Source organism: Burkholderia sp. EMB26, from assembly GCF_024730645.1.
GTDB classification, from domain to species: Bacteria; Pseudomonadota; Gammaproteobacteria; order Burkholderiales; family Burkholderiaceae; genus Burkholderia; species Burkholderia cenocepacia.
This window is the reverse complement of the sequence record NZ_CP078071.1, coordinates 2521508-2535021: the sequence shown is the minus strand read 5'-3', so window position 1 is coordinate 2535021 and position 13514 is coordinate 2521508. Positions and strand designations below refer to the sequence as shown.

Sequence of the window (13514 nt, the reverse complement as noted above, 5' to 3'; positions counted from 1 at the left end):
CCTGGCTGGCCTCAGGGGGCGATCCAGCGGGCTTCGTCGCCGCTGTCGTTCAAGTCGAATACCGCTCGACGATGGCCGGCGCGCGCGAGTTCGAGCCAGTCGATGCGCGTGACCGTCATGTGGATCAGGCAGAAGTTTTCGTAGCCGTCGCCGGTCGGCGCGGTACTGTCGGGATGCGCGGCTTCCGGCGACGCGACCGGCGTACCGGGCGGCAACGGTGCGCGATACAGCAGCAGCGTATGCGGACGGCTCGATTGCCAGATCGCGCGCCGCTGCGCTTCGTCGTCGCAGATCGACGCAACGCCTTCCGCGCGAATCTGCACGAGTGCATCAAGGTCATTGGCGACGATCGAGATGCGCGGATCGCGACGCAACTCCGCGACCTTCTCCGAACGTGCATCGGTATGAAACGACAGCACGCGCTCCGTGCGATTCACCTGACGCAACACGATCGTCCGAACCTTCGGCGCACCGTCGAGGCCGAGCGTCGCCGCCTGCAACATCGTGAACGGCGAGCGCTGCACGCTGACGCCGGATTCGAGGCAGGACCAGAGGCGATCATGGGTTTGCGCGAGCGATGCGGAGGTCGAGTCGGACATGGGGCGGCGGCGATCGTCGGTGTTTCGATCGCGCAAGCTTAACCGTTTGTTGCGGCGACGGCGCGCATGGGATGCGTCGCCGCCGTTGTGCCGGTCAGTTGTAGCCGAGCACGACCGGCGCCGCATCGGCAGCGTCGGGCGCCGGCTCCGCGCCGAACCGGCCGAGCACGTCGGCCACATATTGCGGCCCGGCGCTGATCTGCGACGAGCGATGCTTCGCCGGCTGCTTATACGCGGCGCTCGCCGCCGCCCCCATCGATGCCGTTTCGTTGACGGTGATATTCACGCTGATGTCTCCTCACGCGGCCAGTGCCGCACCATACGCGCGCACGAGGCGCGCGACGCCTTCCCGGATCGCATCGACGTCCGGCGCGGCGAACGACAGGCGCAGCGATGCCGCGTCGACGTTGTCCGCGAAGAACGCCTTGCCGGGCACGAACACGATCTTGTTGGCGATCGCCTGTTGCAGCAGCACGTCCGACGGCACCGCGCCAAGCCGCGCCCACACGAACATCCCGCCTTCGGGACGATGGAATTCGATCGCATCGCCGAACCCGTCGCGCAGCGCGTCGCACATCGCGTCGCATTTGCGCCGGTACGCGGCCGTGATGCGCGGCAGATGGCGTTCGAGCGCACCGTCGGCCAGATATTCGGCGGCAGTAGCCTGCGTCCACGGCGTGCTGCACAGATCGACCGTCTGCTTCGCGATCACGCAGCGCCGCGTGATCTCGGCCGGCGCGATCGTCCAGCCCACGCGCAGCCCCGGCGCGACGATCTTCGACAGGCTCGCGAAATGCACGAGCCAGTCGCGCGCGCCGTCCACTTCACCGGCCAGCGCGAGCATCGACGGCACGGCTTCGCCCGCGAAACGCAGGTCGCCGTACGGATCGTCCTCGACGATCAGGAAACGGTATTGCACCGCGAGACGCAGCAGCTTCAGCCGGCGTTCGCGCGTGAGCGTCGCGCCCGTCGGGTTCGCGAAAGTCGGGACCGTGTAGAGCAGCTTCGGCTGCGCGATCGCGCCGGACGCGAGTTGTTCGCCGAGACGATCGACGTCGAGGCCCGCGCCATCGACGGGAATCGTCACGATGCGCGCCTGCTGCAAGCGCATGGCCTGCAGCGTGGCCGGATATGCCGGCTGTTCGGTCAGCACGACGTCTCCGGGCGACACCATCACGCGCAGCAGCAGGTCGAGGCCTTGCTGCGAGCCGGTCGTGACGAGCAGTTCGGCCGGCGTGCACGCGACGCCGCGCCGCGCCATCAGCGCGATCAGTTGCTGCTTCAGTTCGGCGAGGCCGTCGGTCGGGCCGTATTGCAGGCAGCGGACGGGTTGCGCGTACGCGCGTTCGGCGGCCGCGTTCAGGCCGTCGACGTCGAACAGGTCGCTGGCCGGATAGCCGCCCGCGAAGGAAATCATGCCCGGTTCGGACAGGTACTTGAACAACTCGCGGATCGGCGAGCCGGCAGGGTTTTGGAATGAGGGCGTGAACGCGTACATGTCGTCGTGAGCTGGTGGGCGCGGACGGCCGGGATAGCCGTCGAGCGCCGGCCGCCAAGGCGCTTCTGGCGCCGCGGCGGTGAATTCGAGCCACGATTGTCGATAGTCATTAAGGGCTCGGCAAACGATATCTATGCACTAGGTCTTGCGGTTTGGTCATTAATGGTCATTTTCACTTTCTGACCGGTCCCGACAAACGAAGGGCGGCCTCAGCCGCCCCTCACAAAACCAATCAATCAGCCCGCCACACCCCGATTCGCCTCGATCACCGTCAGCGCGGCCATATTCACGATCCGCCGCACGGTCGCACTGGAAGTAAGAATATTCACCGGCGCATTAACGCCCAACAGGAACGGCCCCACCGCCACATTACTCCCCGCCTCGGTCTTGAGCAGGTTGTAAGCAATATTCCCCGCATCCACGTTCGGACAAACCAGCAAATTCGCGGCGCCCTTCAACGGCGACATCGGCAGCAACTTCGCCCGCAGCCCTTCATCGAGCGCACAGTCGCCATGCATCTCGCCATCCGCCTCGATATCCGGCGCCTGCTCCCGCACGATCTCCAGCGCCCGGCGCATCTTCACACCCGAAGCCGCGCTCCCCGACCCGAAATTCGACCGCGACAGCAGCGCGACCTTCGGTGTCAGGTTCAGCCATTCCATCTGGCGCGCCGCCGCGATCGTGAATTCCGCGATCTGCTCCGCATCGGGGTTGTCGTTCACGTGCGTATCCACCAGCGCGACCGTGCGCTGATCGAGCAACAGGATGTTCATCGCCGCGTAGGTCGACGCACCCGGCTTCTTGCCGATCACTTCATCCACGAACCGCAGGTGATTGTGATACTCGCCCACCGTCCCGCAGATCATCCCGTCCGCGTCGCCGAGCTGCACCATCATCGCGCCGATCAGCGTCAGGCGGCGGCGCATTTCCACGCGCGCCATTTCCTTCGAAATACCGTCGCGGCAGCGCAGTTCCCAATACTTCGTCCAGTACTGCGGAAAGCGCTCGTCGTATTCCGGATTGGTCACTTCGACATCCTGACCGAGTCGCAGACGCAGGCCGAATCGCTCGATGCGCGCGAGCAGCACCTCCGGACGCCCGACCAGAATCGGCCGCGCAAGCTTCTCGTCGACGATCACCTGCACCGCGCGCAGCACCCGCTCGTCTTCGCCTTCGGTGAACACGATCCGCGCCTTGCCGCCGTCACGCACGAGCTGACGCGCGGTCGCGAACAGCGGCTTCATGAATGCGCCCGAGTGGTAGACGAATTGCTGCAACTGCTCGACGTACGCATCGAGATTGGCGAGCGGACGCGTCGCCACACCGCCTTCCATCGCCGCCTTCGCCACCGCCGGCGCGATCCGCACGATCAGGCGCGGGTCGAACGGCTTCGGAATCAGGTATTGCGCGCCGAACGACACGTCGTAGGCACCGTAGGCCGCCGCGACGACTTCGTTCTGCTCTTCCTCGGCCAGCCCGGCGATCGCGTGCACCGCGGCGATTTCCATCTCGCGCGTGATCGTCGTCGCGCCCACATCGAGCGCGCCGCGGAAAATATACGGGAAGCACAGCACGTTGTTGACCTGGTTCGGGTAGTCCGAGCGGCCCGTCGCGATGACGACGTCATCGCGCGTCTCGTGCGCCAGTTCCGGGAAGATTTCCGGCGTCGGGTTGGCCAGCGCGAGAATCAGCGGCCGCGCCGCCATTTCCTTCAGCATGTCCGCCGTGAGGATGCCGCCGACCGACAGGCCGAGGAACACGTCCGCGCCGCCGATCACTTCGGCGAGTTTGCGCGCGTCGGTTTCCTGCGCGAAGCGCGACTTGGCCGGGTCCATCAGCGTGGTGCGGCCGCGATAGACGACGCCCTCGATGTCGGTCACCCACACATTTTCCACCGGCAGCCCGAGGTCGACCAGCAGGTCCAGGCACGCCAGCGCGGCCGCGCCGGCGCCCGACGTCACGACCTTCACTTCCTTGATCGACTTACCGACGACCTTCAGCCCGTTGATGAACGCGGCGGAAACGGTGATGGCCGTGCCGTGCTGATCGTCGTGGAAAACGGGAATCTTCATGCGCTCGCGCAGCTTCTGCTCGACGGTGAAGCATTCCGGCGCCTTGATGTCCTCGAGGTTGATGCCGCCGAACGTGGGTTCGAGGCCGGCGATGATGTCGACCAGCTTGTCCGGATCGGTCTCGTTGATCTCGATGTCGAACACGTCGATCCCGGCGAACTTCTTGAACAGGACGGCCTTGCCTTCCATCACCGGCTTCGACGCGAGCGGGCCGATGTTGCCGAGGCCGAGCACCGCGGTGCCGTTCGTGATCACGCCGACCAGGTTGCCGCGGCTCGTGAAGCGGTGCGCCTGCAGCGGATCGGCGGCGATCGACTCGCACACGCTCGCCACGCCGGGCGTATAGGCCAGCGCCAGATCGCGCTGGGTCACCAGCGGCTTGCTCGCGACGACCGAGATCTTCCCGGGGGTCGGAAACTCGTGGTAGTCGAACGCGGCCTGCTGCTGTGTCTCTGTCTGTTTCATGTTTTGGGTCCCGGCGTGGGCGCCAGGCCAATCCCGGCGCGATCCATGAAGGGGATTCTAGGGATCCGCCATAACGTGATGATTCTGTTTTAATATCGGCCCATCACTTTTTTTTGATGAATACATGACCAGTCAATGAATTTTGACGCAAACGACGTGGTCAGGCGGCTCGGCGCGCGTCTGAAGATCCGGCATCTGGTGCTGTTGCTGCAGATCCAGCAGCACGGATCGCTGACGCGGGTCGCCGAACACATGGCCAGCAGCCAGCCGGCCGTGACGAACGCGCTGTCCGAACTGGAAAGCATGTTCGGCACGCCGCTGTTCGAGCGCTCGTCGCGCGGCATGCGGCCCACCGCGCTCGGCGCGGTCGTGCTCGAGCGCGCGAAGGCGATGATCAAGGATCTCGACCACCTCGCCCGCGAGATGGAGGCCGTCGCCGCCGGGCATGCGGCCCATCTGCACATCGGCGTGATTCCGTTCATCTCCGGCCAGATGCTGTCGGCCGCGCTGAAGCGGCTGCAAGCGCGCATGGAGCGGCGCCTGACCGTGACGATTCACGAAGGCACCAGCGATCAGCTGCTGCTGCAACTCAAGGATCACAGTGTCGACATCGTGATCGGGCGCGCGTCGTCGGCGATCGATCTCGGGCAGGTTTCGTTCGAAGTGCTGTACCAGCAGCAGCCGCGCATGATCGCGAGCCGGCGCCTGGCGGCCAAGCTCGCTCGCACGCCGCTGGACTGGCACAAGCTGCACGCGCTCGACTGGATTCTCGGCGCGCCGCACACGCCGATGCGCGACCAGGTGACCGACCTGTTCCTGTCGGCCGGCATCGCGCCGCCCGTGCCGATCGTCGAAAGCTATTCGTCGAAGCTGATCGGCGAAATGATCGCGTCGAGCGACGAAGCCGTGTCGATCGTGCCGGCCGATATCGCGGAAGAGCTGGTGCGGATCGCCGGCGTGGCGATCGTGCCGTATTCGCTGGTGTGGACGCTGCCGCCCATCGCGCTGTTCACGCGTTCCGCCGATTCGCGGTCGCCCGCGCGCGATCTGCTCGTCGACGCGCTACGCGCGGTGTGCAAGGAGACTTACGGGGACGCACAGCGGTAACACGCTATTGGGCGGCGGCGAGGCGCCGCAGGATCTCCGGACGCTCGGCACTCAGCACGCGATCCGCGCCTTCGCCTCTGTCATAGCGTTTGCTCGTCCGGTAGGAAAAGCGCTTCGCGTATCGATTGGCGGCGGGATCGAACGTCCATGCGTCGACGTCGAAGACGTGCTTGCCGAAATGATCCTCGCCCTTTCCCCACACGTAGTCGGCCCGGACGAACAGCGGATACGGCGACACCTGCGGCACGCTCCACATCGCACGATCGGCCATCTCGGTTTCGGTGACGATCGGCATCAGGTTCTCGATCTTGCCATTCGCGCCGACACGCAGGACAGCCACGCGTTCCAGCATTCCGCTGCCGCCACCCGAGAACATTCCCGAGAAAAACACCCACGAGCCGCCCGACGCAATCGGCAGCCGTTCGGAGCGTGGATTCAGACCGAACTGGTACAGCTCCTTGGCGGAACCGGGGACAAGCTTCGGCGGCATCTCGAAACACGGCGCACGGTCGGGCAGCACGCAGAGCTTCACGCCCGACAGCGGAAGCCCGTCGGCATCGAGCTTGCCTTCGGATTGCGTGAAACGCGGGAATGCAGTTTCGCCGGAGGCTGCTTGAACGTGGGCGATGCCGACGGTCGCCACGCTCGAGATCACCGCGAGCGTTTTACCGATCCGGCGCATCACCCCTCCCCCCGATGACACACCACCTCGATATTGTGTCCATCCGGACCGGTGACGAACGCCGCGTAATAGTTCGCGTGATAATGCGGCCGCAGCCCGGGCGCGCCATTGTCTTTCGCACCAGCCTCCAGCGCCGCGCGGTAAAACGCATCGACTTGCTGCCGCGTGTCGGCCACGAATGCGATGTGGAGATGCGCCGGCTTCTCGTCGGTCTGGAACAAACACAGCGAAGGCTTGCCGGGCGCACTGATCTCTATCCCGTACGACGGCTCGCCTTCCCCGACGATCACGACGCCCAGCGGTTCAAGCGCCTTGAGGAAAAACGCCTTGCTGGCGGCGTAGTCGCTGACGCCGAATTTGACGTGGTCGAACATGGGGCTCCCCCGGATGAATGAGCTTGGGATGGACAGTGATACGGTCCTGGCGAACCGGACAGATGATACGGGAATAGCGGTGACCGAAGCCGCTCTCCGATCGTGCAATGCACTGGTTTCCCCATGCGCCCTCACACACGTCGACGCGCATCCGCGGCGGCTCAGGTCAAGGCGGCGAACACCGGCTGGCTCCTGACGCTCTCGCGCTCCCGCATGCGCGCGTACCATGCGCGAAGCGCTTCGCATTCCTCAGGAACCGGAAGCTTCACGAGCATCGCAAAGATCAGACCGCCGATGACGGTGATGTCGGCCATCGAGAACGTCGCACCCGCGACATACGGCCGGCTTTGCAGAACGGCATCGAAGTAGCGCATGCCCCTCAGCGCCTTGTCGCGCTGGCGGAACCCCCACTCCGGGTTTTGATACGTCTCGACGTCGGGGCCGAGCCCCGGCGTGCCGTGATGGAAATAGACGCTGACGGCGTCGAGCAGCTCCAGCTCGGCGCGTTTGCTCATCATGTGAATGATGCCCTTTTCGCCAGGCGTGCTGCCGGTGAGCGTGGGCGCGCCATCGAGTGCGTCGAGGTATTCGGTAATGGCCGTGCACTCGGCGATACAGGTTCCGTCGTCGAGTTCCAGCACCGGCAACGTACCCGAATAATTCTTGCCGGCGATGAACTCGGGCTTTTTATGCTCGCCCTTGTAAAGATCGACCATCACGAACTCGACGCGCGATTGCAGCCCCTTTTCGGCCAGCGCGATGCGCACGCGGGTCGGATAGGGCCCGGTCGGGAAATCGTAGACCTTCATCACGGGCAGTCGGGCTACGTCGAAATTGGCGGTACGGGAAGTCATTGCAGGCGCGCTCCATGGTCGTTTGCACTGGATCGGACGACATGAACACACGTCGCCCGCGAATCTACCTAACGTTTGTTAGGTTAACCATATAAGGTACAATCCGGAGTGTCAACACCATTTCCCGTGCGCGGAGACTGACGCAGTGACGAACGACGCGAGCTCGAACTCGAGAGAAAGAATTCTGGCAGCCGCCACGCGGCTCGCGCAGACGCACGGTTACGGCGGCTTGAACTATCGGGATCTCGCCAACGAGGTGGGGATCAAGGCCGCGAGCATCTACCACCATTTTGAAAGCAAGGCCGATCTCGGCGCGGCGGTAGCGAGGCGTTATCGGGAAGATTCAGCGGCGGCGCTGGACGACATGCTGGCCCGATCGCGCGATCCGCTGGATTGCCTGCGTCGCTATCCGGGTACCTTTCGCAAGGCGCTCGAGACCGGCAACCGCCTGTGCCTGTGCAGCTTCATGGCCGCCGAAACCGACGACCTGCCGGAAGTCGTGACGAAGGAAGTGCTGGCCTTCGCCGACGTGAACGTGGCGTGGTTGAGCAAGGTGCTGTCCGCGGCGGCAGTGGTCGGCGCTCGGGAGAGCAAACAGCGGGCGCGGGCCATCTTCGCCGCCATCGCCGGCGCTCAGCTCATCGCGCGCAGCCGTGCCGATCTCTCGCTCTACGACGCGCTGATCGACAGCTATCGTAAGGCAGGCCTTTTGCCCGCGTAGCCGTGCAGCGGCGACGCGGCTTCGGGCGACGTCGAACGTTCGCGAACGGGTGATGATCAATCGGGCGCTCCACGCCGTCAGAAGCCCGCTCTCTACGAATGAAAAGTCTCGCCCCGCTTCAGCATGTCGATGAATTCCGCGATTTTGCGCGCCCGCGTTTCCGGCTTCTTGGCGTTCTGTATCCGGAACAGGATCGCATAGCGATTACGGCTGTTCAGCGTTGCAAAAAACTTCGCGGCTTTCGGATTGGCGTCCAGCGCCGCCTGCAAGTCGTCCGGCACGATCGAGTTGCTGGCCGACGTATAGGCCGCCTCCCAGCGGCCGTCCTTCCTGGCCCTGTCGATCTCGGACAGGCCAGACGGCTGCATCCTGCCTGCGGCGATCAACGCTTCGGCCTTGTCCTTGTTGATTTTTGACCAGATGCTTTTCGCGGAACGCGGGCTAAAGCGCTGCAACCAATACTGCTCGCTCTCGGCTTTCTTTTGGCCATCGATCCAGCCGTGGCAGAGGGCGCTTTCAACCGCCTGTTCGTAGGTGACGGTTCGCTGCTCCACGCCTTTTTTCGCGAGCCGCAGCCATACTCCGGTCGACGTGCCGCCGTTTTGCCCCAACCAGCTTTCCCATTCGGCCTGACTGGCGAACGTCAGCGCGCATTCGGTCATGACACGATCCTGAATGGTTGCGTTTTCAACGACTCGAAAGCCGCCGCTCAACCAATGAGCGGCAGCCGCCGGAACACGCCATTGCGCAAAACCGCGTCAAACAATCCGGTTCAACGCATCGGCAAACCGCTTCACCGCCCCATCGATGTCATGCAGCTTGTCGAGACCGAACAACCCGAGCCGGAACGTCTTGAAGTCCGCCGGCTCGTCGCATTGCAACGGCACGCCCGCCGCGATCTGCAAACCGACATCGGCGAATTTCTGCCCGGTGCGAATACCGTCGTCGTCCGTGTAGCTGACCACGACACCCGGCGCCTCGAACCCTTTCGCGGCCACGCTTCTGAATCCCTTCTCCGTCAGCACGGCACGAACGCGCTCGCCGAGTTCGAGCTGTTCCGCCTTCACCTTGTCGAAGCCATATGCCTCGGTTTCCTTCATCACGTCGCGCAGCGTCGTGAGGCTGTCCGTGGGCATCGTCGCGTGGTACGCGAACCCGCCGCCCTCGTACGCTTCCATGATCTGCAGCCACTTGCGCAGATCGCACGCGAAGCTGGTGCTCGTCGTCGAATCGATGCGTTCCCGCGCGAGCGGGCTCAACATGACCATCGCGCAACACGGCGACGCGCTCCAGCCCTTTTGCGGCGCGCTGATCAGGATATCGACGCCGCTCGCCTGCATGTCGACCCACACGGTGCCCGACGCGATGCAATCCAGCACGAACATGCCGCCGACCGCATGCACGGCATCGGCCACCGCGCGCAGGTACGCATCGGGCAGCATCATGCCGGACGCGGTTTCGACGTGCGGCGCGAACACGAGATCGGGCTTGTGCTCGTTGATCGCGGCGACCACTTCGTCGATCGGCGCCGGCGCATAGGCGGCCTGCCTGCCCGCTTCGACCGGACGCGCCTTCAGCACCGTCGTCTCGGACGGAATGCCGCCCATGTCGAAAATCTGCGACCAGCGGAAGCTGAACCAGCCGTTGCGGATGACGAGGCACTTCCTGTTCGTCGCGAACTGCCGCGCCACGGCCTCCATGCCGAACGTCCCGCTGCCCGGAACGATCGCGACCGACTTCGCGTTGTAGACGTTTTTCAGCGTGGCGGAGATGTCGCGCATGACGCCCTGGAAGCGCTGCGACATATGGTTGACGGAGCGATCGGTGTACACCACCGAATATTCGAGGAGCCCCTCGCGGTCAACATCGGGAAGTAAACCTGGCATGCTCGCCTCCGGTGAAAGATGAACGATGAAATCAGGACAAGCAGCGTCTTCGATTCGATACTGCTCTGCACCCATGCAAATGCGTCATTTCCTCGACGAAAGCAGATTCTAACGAACGACGCCGGTCGATTGGGGCATATTTTGTCTGCTGCGGGGCCCGGTATTCGTCGACGCCGGCCCCTGCCGCGCACATCGCCCCGTTCCATGTAAGGGTTAACGACGCGTGCGGCGCGCGTCCCATAACATGTCGACCAGGCCCTTCACGACGGAATTTTCGATGACCTTCTCTCCCGCATCGTCACTGCAGTCGTCAACCGATCGCGCGCTCGCCGAGCGCATCGACGCGGTCCTGTCCCGCCAGCTCGACACGCAGCGCCTCGTCGGCGCGGTCGTCCTCGTCGCCCGCGACGGCGAACTCGTCTATCGCCGCGCGGCCGGCTTCGCGGACCGCGAATCGCGTACGCCGATGCGCGAGGACACGCTGTTCCGGCTCGCATCGGTGACGAAGCCGATCGTCTCGGCGGCCGCGATGGCGCTCGTCGCGCAACGCAAGCTGTCGCTCGACGACGACGTCACGCGCTGGCTGCCCGAATTCCGTCCGGCGCTGCCCGACGGCCGCGTGCCGACGATCACGGTGCGCCAGCTGCTCGTGCATACCGCCGGCCTCGACTATCGCTTCAACGAAACCGACGCGAACGGCCCGTATGCGCGTGCGGGCGTCTCCGACGGGCTCGATGCCGCATCGATCACGCTCGCCGACAACCTGCGCCGGATCGCGAGCGTGCCGCTGCTGTTCGCGCCCGGCACCAGCTGGAACTACTCGCTGTCGATCGACGTCATCGGCGCGCTGATCGAGGCCGTCTGCGGCGTGCCGCTCCCCGATGCGATCGATGCGCTCGTGCTGCGCCCGCTCGGCGTGTACGACACGGCGTTCGTCGCACGCGATCCCGCGCGGCTCGCGACGCCGTACGTCAACGACACGCCGCAGCCGCACCGGCTCGCCGAGAACGAGACGGTACCCATCGTCGAAGGGTTCGTCGGCGTCACGTACTCGCCGTCGCGTGCGCTGGATGCACACGCGTTCCCGTCGGGCGGCGCCGGGATGGTCGGCACCGCCGGCGACGTGCTGACGGTGCTGGACACGTTGCGCGCGGGCGGCGGCGCGATCCTGCCCGCCGAGCTGGTCGACGAGATGGGCCGCGTACAGACCGGCGATCTGGAATTGCCGGACCTGCCCGGCGCGGGCTTCGGAATCGGCTTCTCGGTGCTGCACGACCCGCAGGCGGCCGCGTCGCCGGAATCCGTCGGCACGTGGCGCTGGGGCGGCGTCTACGGTCATTCGTGGTTCGTCGACCGCGCACGCGGGCTCACCGTCGTGTCGCTGTCGAACACGCTCTACGAAGGGATGAACGGGCAGTACACGCTCGATCTGCGCGATGCGATTTATGGCGTGCGGTAGCGCGGAATGGAAAAGGCCCGGCAAAACCGGGCCAGTCTCGTTCCATGCGGCTCGGCCACTTCCTCGCGCCCGGCATGGCGAATAACGTGCGGCGAGCGCCCTGAATCGACGCAACGTCAATTCCGGCTGATCGCATCGTTATCGCACGCCGTCACGGACGTTTCCCCTACCTGGCAAGGATCACGTACAAGCCCAAGCCGGTATAAGCGATGAACAAGACCGCAGCGACGATACAGGCAATACGCCCGATCCCGCGCAGACGCGTCATACCGAAATACATCAACCCGGCACCGACAAGCAGCCACAACGGCCAATAGCTGATGCCCAAAATCAGCATCATGACCGGCCACGGTATATCGATGGCGATGTCGCTCATTCCAGCGCCCCCCGTTGCTCAAGTAGACAGTCAGTGTGTAAAAACCTCCGCGATGTTGCCACATTCCGACATCGACGACATCGGGTACGGATCAGCCTGCCGACGACAAAAAAAGGCCCGACGAAAGTCGGGCCAACGGGTTTGAGACACTAGGAGAATCCCGCCCACCCCATACCGGGCGGTCACGCCGCGCTACACGACGTTCTTTTCGACGATCGGCCGGTTTTCGAGCACGCGCGCCCAGCCGAGCGACGACAGGTCGAGCGTGTCGTAACGCCCGCCCAGAATGAGTTCGCTGACGCCGCGCCCCGTCGCGGGCCCCTGCTGCAGCCCGTGGCCGCTGTAGCCGTTCGCGAACACGACGTTGTCGAGTTCCGGGTGGTAGCCGATGATCGCGTTGTGATCGAACACGTTGTACTCGTAGTAACCGGACCAGCAATTCTCGACGCGCAGCGCCTCGAATTCCGGTACGCGATGCGCGAGCGTCGGCCAGATCACGTCGTCGAACAGGTCGTGGTCGACTTCGTCGAGCGGCAGGTCGTCCGGGTCGCGATCGGGGCTCGGCGACGTGCCGCAGATGTACGTGCGCCCTTCCGGCCGGAAATACACGCCGGTCGGATCGATCAGCAGCGGGCAATCGGCAAGCTTCGCCGGCGACGATACGTTGAAGATGCTGCGACGCCGTGCAAACACCGGAATGTCGATGCCCATCATCGACGACAGCGTGCGCGTCCATGCGCCGGCCGCGTTGACGAGCGTGTCGCACGCGTAGCGCTCGCCGTCGTCCGTCACGACATGCGTAATCTTGCGACCATCGCGCACCACGTCCTTCACGTCGGCCGGCACGTAGCGCGCGCCGAGCGCCTGCGCCTTCTTGCGCAGCGCCTGCACGAGCCCGTAGCCGTCGAACCAGCCTTCGCCGCTCACGCCGTACGCACCCGACACGAGATCGTCGACGTTCAGCCACGGAAACTTCGCGCGCAGCGCGTCGCCGTCCATCAGCCGGATATCCGCGCCGAGGCTGGTCTGCAGCGCATGGTTCTCGCGCAGCGTCGCGTCGCCGGCCGGCGTCGCGAGGAACAGGTAGCCGCCTTCGTGCAGATCGATCGACGGCCGGTTGCCGTCCACTTCGAGCCGCTCGCCGATCGTGCGCAGGAACTCGATGCCGAACAGCGACATCTCGATCGACAGCGGCGTGGAAAACTGCTGGCGAATCGACGCGGCCGACAGCGCCGACGACGATCTTGCATAGGTAGGATCGCGTTCGATGACGGTCACGGCGACCGTGGGATCGGTGGCGCGCAGGAAATACGCGATCGAGCTGCCGATCACACCACCGCCGACGATGACGACTTGAGAACTCACGACTGACTCCGGTTACACGTAAAAGGCGCAGCCAGCCGGCCGCGCCCGTTGGGTGG

General features: G+C 64.8%; 14 protein-coding genes. 3 read left to right on the top strand and 11 right to left on the bottom strand.

Annotated elements, in window-relative coordinates; all coding sequences use genetic code 11:
• Positions 1-11: 11 nt before the first annotated feature.
• The 4 genes from KU887_RS28090 to KU887_RS28075 all read right to left on the bottom strand — a co-directional run bounded on the left by KU887_RS28090 (position 12) and on the right by KU887_RS28075 (position 4634).
• Positions 12-599 (bottom strand): pyridoxamine 5'-phosphate oxidase family protein, encoded by a 588-nt coding sequence (locus KU887_RS28090; protein WP_258256372.1) that lies wholly within the window; start codon positions 597-599, stop codon positions 12-14.
• A gap of 94 nt (positions 600-693) precedes the next feature.
• A complete protein-coding gene (locus tag KU887_RS28085; RefSeq protein WP_200063268.1) occupies positions 694-885 on the bottom strand; it encodes a hypothetical protein in 192 nt (63 codons plus the stop codon).
• Between the two features lie 12 nt (positions 886-897).
• On the bottom strand, positions 898-2097 hold the full coding sequence (locus KU887_RS28080; RefSeq protein WP_062885268.1) for a PLP-dependent aminotransferase family protein: 1200 nt from the start codon (positions 2095-2097) through the stop codon (positions 898-900).
• Positions 2098-2333: 236 nt separating this feature from the next.
• A complete protein-coding gene (locus tag KU887_RS28075; RefSeq protein ID WP_006484543.1) occupies positions 2334-4634 on the bottom strand; it encodes an NADP-dependent malic enzyme in 2301 nt (766 codons plus the stop codon).
• A 135-nt stretch (positions 4635-4769) separates the two neighbouring features.
• On the opposite strand from KU887_RS28075, the gene KU887_RS28070 reads away from it, so the two are divergent.
• Complete coding sequence (locus KU887_RS28070) at positions 4770-5741, top strand: LysR substrate-binding domain-containing protein (RefSeq protein WP_258256369.1); 972 nt, start codon at positions 4770-4772, stop codon at positions 5739-5741.
• Between the two features lie 4 nt (positions 5742-5745).
• Here the strand turns inward: KU887_RS28070 and KU887_RS28065 are convergent, their stop codons facing one another.
• The 3 genes from KU887_RS28065 to KU887_RS28055 all read right to left on the bottom strand — a co-directional run bounded on the left by KU887_RS28065 (position 5746) and on the right by KU887_RS28055 (position 7651).
• Complete coding sequence (locus KU887_RS28065) at positions 5746-6423, bottom strand: hypothetical protein (RefSeq protein ID WP_125332260.1); 678 nt, start codon at positions 6421-6423, stop codon at positions 5746-5748.
• The gene (locus KU887_RS28060) at positions 6423-6797 is read right to left on the bottom strand and encodes a VOC family protein (RefSeq protein WP_048984307.1); all 375 of its coding nucleotides are present in this window, start codon (positions 6795-6797) and stop codon (positions 6423-6425) included. The genes KU887_RS28065 and KU887_RS28060 overlap by 1 nt, the downstream gene beginning before the upstream one ends.
• A gap of 161 nt (positions 6798-6958) precedes the next feature.
• Entirely contained in the window at positions 6959-7651 is a 693-nt protein-coding gene (locus tag KU887_RS28055) for a glutathione S-transferase (protein ID WP_258256367.1), read from the bottom strand.
• Between the two features lie 145 nt (positions 7652-7796).
• Here KU887_RS28055 and KU887_RS28050 point away from each other — a divergent pair, with 145 nt between their 5' ends.
• On the top strand, positions 7797-8372 hold the full coding sequence (locus KU887_RS28050; RefSeq protein ID WP_062885264.1) for a TetR/AcrR family transcriptional regulator: 576 nt from the start codon (positions 7797-7799) through the stop codon (positions 8370-8372).
• 92 nt (positions 8373-8464) lie between these two features.
• Here KU887_RS28050 and KU887_RS28045 read toward each other — a convergent pair whose 3' ends face one another.
• Both KU887_RS28045 and KU887_RS28040 read right to left on the bottom strand, forming a co-directional pair.
• Positions 8465-9034, bottom strand: a complete 570-nt coding sequence (locus KU887_RS28045; protein WP_062885263.1) for a YdeI family protein — start codon at positions 9032-9034, stop codon at positions 8465-8467.
• A 96-nt stretch (positions 9035-9130) separates the two neighbouring features.
• Positions 9131-10258 carry an aminotransferase class V-fold PLP-dependent enzyme gene (locus KU887_RS28040; RefSeq protein WP_034202808.1) on the bottom strand — a complete coding sequence of 376 codons (1128 nt, stop codon included), beginning with the start codon at positions 10256-10258 and terminating at the stop codon, positions 9131-9133.
• A gap of 277 nt (positions 10259-10535) precedes the next feature.
• Between KU887_RS28040 and KU887_RS28035 the strand changes: the two genes are divergently transcribed.
• Complete coding sequence (locus tag KU887_RS28035) at positions 10536-11717, top strand: serine hydrolase (RefSeq protein ID WP_258256364.1); 1182 nt, start codon at positions 10536-10538, stop codon at positions 11715-11717.
• A 166-nt stretch (positions 11718-11883) separates the two neighbouring features.
• Here KU887_RS28035 and KU887_RS28030 read toward each other — a convergent pair whose 3' ends face one another.
• Together KU887_RS28030 and KU887_RS28025 are read right to left on the bottom strand one after the other, a co-directional pair.
• Positions 11884-12093 (bottom strand): hypothetical protein, encoded by a 210-nt coding sequence (locus tag KU887_RS28030; protein ID WP_012493113.1) that lies wholly within the window; start codon positions 12091-12093, stop codon positions 11884-11886.
• Between the two features lie 192 nt (positions 12094-12285).
• Positions 12286-13458 carry an FAD-binding oxidoreductase gene (locus KU887_RS28025; protein WP_006484555.1) on the bottom strand — a complete coding sequence of 391 codons (1173 nt, stop codon included), beginning with the start codon at positions 13456-13458 and terminating at the stop codon, positions 12286-12288.
• Between the last annotated feature and the right edge of the window lie 56 nt (positions 13459-13514).

Bases quoted from the DNA above. Each gene is read 5' to 3' on its own strand.
- KU887_RS28090 (WP_258256372.1), bottom strand. From the start codon at position 599: ATGTCCGACTCGACCTCCGCATCGCTCGCGCAAACCCATGATCGCCTC.
- KU887_RS28075 (WP_006484543.1), bottom strand. From the start codon at position 4,634: ATGAAACAGACAGAGACACAGCAGCAGGCCGCGTTCGACTACCACGAG.
- KU887_RS28065 (WP_125332260.1), bottom strand. From the start codon at position 6,423: ATGCGCCGGATCGGTAAAACGCTCGCGGTGATCTCGAGCGTGGCGACC.
- KU887_RS28060 (WP_048984307.1), bottom strand. From the start codon at position 6,797: ATGTTCGACCACGTCAAATTCGGCGTCAGCGACTACGCCGCCAGCAAG.
- KU887_RS28080 (WP_062885268.1), bottom strand. From the start codon at position 2,097: ATGTACGCGTTCACGCCCTCATTCCAAAACCCTGCCGGCTCGCCGATC.
- KU887_RS28035 (WP_258256364.1), top strand. From the start codon at position 10,536: ATGACCTTCTCTCCCGCATCGTCACTGCAGTCGTCAACCGATCGCGCG.
- KU887_RS28045 (WP_062885263.1), bottom strand. From the start codon at position 9,034: ATGACCGAATGCGCGCTGACGTTCGCCAGTCAGGCCGAATGGGAAAGC.
- KU887_RS28055 (WP_258256367.1), bottom strand. From the start codon at position 7,651: ATGACTTCCCGTACCGCCAATTTCGACGTAGCCCGACTGCCCGTGATG.
- KU887_RS28030 (WP_012493113.1), bottom strand. From the start codon at position 12,093: ATGAGCGACATCGCCATCGATATACCGTGGCCGGTCATGATGCTGATT.
- KU887_RS28070 (WP_258256369.1), top strand. From the start codon at position 4,770: ATGAATTTTGACGCAAACGACGTGGTCAGGCGGCTCGGCGCGCGTCTG.
- KU887_RS28040 (WP_034202808.1), bottom strand. From the start codon at position 10,258: ATGCCAGGTTTACTTCCCGATGTTGACCGCGAGGGGCTCCTCGAATAT.